Source organism: Nonomuraea terrae (assembly GCF_004348995.1).
In the GTDB taxonomy this organism is placed as follows: domain Bacteria; phylum Actinomycetota; class Actinomycetes; order Streptosporangiales; family Streptosporangiaceae; genus Nonomuraea; species Nonomuraea terrae.
In genome coordinates, this window is sequence record NZ_SMKQ01000389.1 from 1 (window position 1) to 3,220 (window position 3,220).

4 protein-coding genes are annotated in these 3,220 nt (G+C 73.4%); 2 read left to right on the forward strand and 2 right to left on the reverse strand.

Features of this window, described 5'->3' with window-relative positions; translation table 11 throughout:
- Positions 1-326: 326 nt before the first annotated feature.
- A complete protein-coding gene (locus tag E1286_RS46630) occupies positions 327-1,040 on the forward strand; it encodes a PaaI family thioesterase (protein WP_132623758.1) in 714 nt (237 codons plus the stop codon).
- Between the two features lie 61 nt (positions 1,041-1,101).
- On the opposite strand, the gene E1286_RS46635 is transcribed toward E1286_RS46630, so the two are convergent.
- Complete coding sequence (locus tag E1286_RS46635) at positions 1,102-1,965, reverse strand: alpha/beta fold hydrolase (protein WP_132623760.1); 864 nt, start codon at positions 1,963-1,965, stop codon at positions 1,102-1,104.
- Positions 1,966-2,046: 81 nt separating this feature from the next.
- Between E1286_RS46635 and E1286_RS46640 the strand changes: the two genes are divergently transcribed.
- A complete protein-coding gene (locus E1286_RS46640) occupies positions 2,047-2,745 on the forward strand; it encodes a type 1 glutamine amidotransferase (RefSeq protein ID WP_132623762.1) in 699 nt (232 codons plus the stop codon).
- On the opposite strand, the gene E1286_RS46645 is transcribed toward E1286_RS46640, so the two are convergent.
- Positions 2,708-3,220, reverse strand: a 513-nt coding sequence (locus E1286_RS46645) for an HXXEE domain-containing protein (protein WP_223190957.1), incomplete at its 5' end; no start/stop codon positions are given. The genes E1286_RS46640 and E1286_RS46645 overlap by 38 nt on opposite strands.

Sequence of the window (3,220 nt, forward strand, 5' to 3'; positions counted from 1 at the left end):
GGTGGGGAAGGCGGGATAAGGTACTGCCGACGCCTTGATCGGCCTCACGTCCGCCAGCGGTGCGGGGTGAGGCCGATTTTCGTTGCTTCTGACCCTCGCGTCACGTCCGGGCGACGGCCGGCTTGTAGCTTCGCGGTGCCCGTCGTGACCGGTCGCCTTAGGCCGGGGTCGGGAAGTTTCGGGCCCCTCAGAGGCGTTATGGAGGAGTGTTGAGCGGACGCGGGACCCCCAGCACTTAGGCAATCCTGGCGTCGAGTAAAATCGGCCTGTTCTTTATGTAAATTTCCGGACTTATCGTCTTATGTGGCGATGGAGGAGGGTGAGGCATGACGACGGCTGCCCTGCAGACCGTGTTGACCGTTCCTCAGCGTTTCCGTGGTCCCGTCGGCGTCGCCAACGGCGGCTGGATCGCGGGCGCCATGGCGGAGGCGTTGAACGGCGGTCGATCAGCCGTCGAGGTCACGCTCCACGCCCCCACTCCGCTCGAGACCGAGCTGCGGCTGGAGCACCTGGCCAACTCCGTGTCCCTTTCCCACGGCGACCAGCTCCTCGTCGAGGCCATCCCCGTGGCCGAGGACCTGGAGGGGCCCGGGTTCGTGCCGTTCACCGACGCGGCCAAGGCCGAGGCCGGATTCGTGGGCCTGAAGGCCCACCCGTTCGCCGAGTGCTTCGCCTGCGGCATGCGCGAGCCCGGTGACGGCCTGCGCATCTTCCCCGGCCCGGTGGCGGGGACCGACCTGGTCGCGGCCGGGTGGCGGGTGCCGTTCACGGTGACCGGCGACGACGGCGTGCCCGCCTCGATCGTGGGCGCCGTGCTCGACTGCATCACCGGCTGGGCCCACTTCGGGCCGGGCGAGACCGCGCTGCTCGGCCGGCTCGCGCTGCAGATCCACCGTCCGGTCCTGCCCGGCGGCCGCTACTCCGTGGTGGCCCGCCCGACCGGCCGCGACGGCCGCAAGATGTTCGGGCAGAGCGCCATCTACGAGATGGACGGCACGCTGGTGGCCGCCGGGCGCGCCACCTGGATCGCCCCGCGCTGACCTCCTCTCCTTCAGCGAGGCCCCCGGATGCCCCCGGGGGCCTCGCGCTTTCGGTACGCGCTCAGGCGGCGTCCGACGTGAGGCGATCGACGACGGTGGCGACGCAACGTTCGTCGAACAGGATCGTGTAGTGGTTGCAGCCGGGCACCACCTCGTCCCGCAGCCCCGGCAGCCGCTCCGTCCAGGGGCGGGCCAGGTCGTCGGGCAGCAGGCCGGGGGTCTGGTCGAGCAGCCCGCGCGGCGCCCGCAGCAGGCGCAGCGGCGCGGTGATCGACGTCAGCGCGGCCGCGATGGCCTCCGGCTCCAGGTACATCCAGCGGCCGTCCTCCATCACCGCCTCCCCGACGGCCCGCGACCGCAGCGCACCCTCCGGCCCCGTCAGGTCATAGCGGACGTACGCCTCCACGTCGGCGTTCCAACGCTGGGCGGCGAAGGCCGGATGCGCCTTCCAGAAGTCCACGTACGCCTCCGCCGAGGTGAACGTCCTGCGCAGCCGTTCCAGCGCCGGGCCCAGCGTGGCCGCCAGCGCCGCTTCCGGGTCGGCGCCCGCGGGCAGCGGCAGCGGGAGGCCCCCGTCCACGAGCACCACACGGGCGAAAGCGCGCCGCGCCCCGGCCAGGGCCGCCACGTACGCGCCCATCGAGTGGCCGGTCAGCACCGCGTCCGGGCCCGCTCCGACGTGGTCGGCCACGCGCAGCACGTCCTCGGCGTGCCGGGGCAGGCCGTACGGGCCGGGCAGGGACGCGCTGTGTCCGCGCCCGCGCAGGTCCATCGCGACCAGCGACCATCCCTCCGGCAGGCTCCGGCCCACGGCGGCCCAGGCCATCAGCGAGGCCGAGATGCCGTGGACCGCGATGATCACGCGTGGACCGGTGCCGAACGTGGCGATCCGCCGGCCGTCCACCTCGTCGAATCTGAGACTCATGAGCGGAGCTTAGGACGGTGCGCCGGGCGGGTGGGGGAGAGGAGCGTAGGGAAGTCCGGATAAAACGGGATAATTGCCGACATGCGGATCACTGTCATCGAACACGAGGCCGAGGCCGGGCTCGGCTACCTCGCCGGTTGGCTGGGGCTGGAGTGCGACGTCGTCCGGCCGTACCTGGGGGACGAGGTGCCCGAGCGGGCGGCGGACGGGCTCATCGTGCTCGGGGGCGCGGCGGCCGCCTGGGAGGACGAGCGCAGCCCCTGGCAGCCCGCCACCCGCGACCTGCTGCGCCGCGCCGTCGAGGAGTCGACCCCCACGCTGGCCGTCTGCCTGGGCGCGCAGCTGCTCACCATGGCCTGCGGCGGGACGGTGGAGCGCGGCGCCAACGGTCTGGAGGTGGGGTTGCGCGAGGTGGTCGCGCTGCCCGCGGCCGCCTCCGACCGCCTGCTGTCAGGCGTCGGTACGGCCGTCGCCGTCCAGTACCACGAGGACGCCATCACCCGCCTGCCCGAGGGCGCGGTGCCGCTCATGACGGGTTCCCAGTACCCGAACCAGGCGTACCGGCTCGGCGAGGCGGCCTGGGCCGTACAGTTCCACCCGGAGGCCACCCCAGACATCTTCGCCTCCTGGACGGCCTCGTCCGGCCTGGAGTCGGCCACCGACCTCGACGCCGAGGTCAAAGCCGCCGAGGACCGCCTGACCGCCACCTGGCGTCCCGTGGCCGAAGCCTTCGCCACCGCGATCAGAACCCGCCCCACCCCGCCGGCTCACCGCCCCTGACCGCGTTCGAGGGGTGATGCCGGCGGTGGGTGAGGACGTGGGCGAGGGCGTGAACGCCTCCGAGGACCAGGGGGAACGCGGCCAGGGCGGTCGCGGTGGAGGGGCCCGCGGACGTCGGCACGCCCGCCTCGCGTAGCCGTCGCCAGGCCCACAGCGCGTACGGGATCACGACCAGGGGAGCGGTCACCGCGCCGGGGGTGTAGCCGCGTGTCACCGCGGCCTGGGCCAGATGGCCCACCCCGTGCACGCCGAACCCGGCCAGCGCCGCCTGGAACGTGGCGCTCCGCCCGCCCGTGCGCGCACCCATCGCGGCGGCCCCGGCGATGACGCCGCCCATGAGGCCGATGGCCGTGTTCACGTGCCGTTGCGGCAGGTCCAGCCGCTCCCACGGCACCCACGGCACGTGTCGCTCCAGGCGGGGCCGCGCCCGGCGCGTCCATCCCGCCATGGTCGCCAGTTCCTCGGCGTCGTGCAC

What these genes read in the sequence shown, in the direction of transcription:
- E1286_RS46630 (WP_132623758.1), top strand. Translation starts at nt 327, where the DNA reads ATGACGACGGCTGCCCTGCAGACCGTGTTGACCGTTCCTCAGCGTTTC.
- E1286_RS46635 (WP_132623760.1), bottom strand. Translation starts at nt 1,965, where the DNA reads ATGAGTCTCAGATTCGACGAGGTGGACGGCCGGCGGATCGCCACGTTC.
- E1286_RS46640 (WP_132623762.1), top strand. Translation starts at nt 2,047, where the DNA reads ATGCGGATCACTGTCATCGAACACGAGGCCGAGGCCGGGCTCGGCTAC.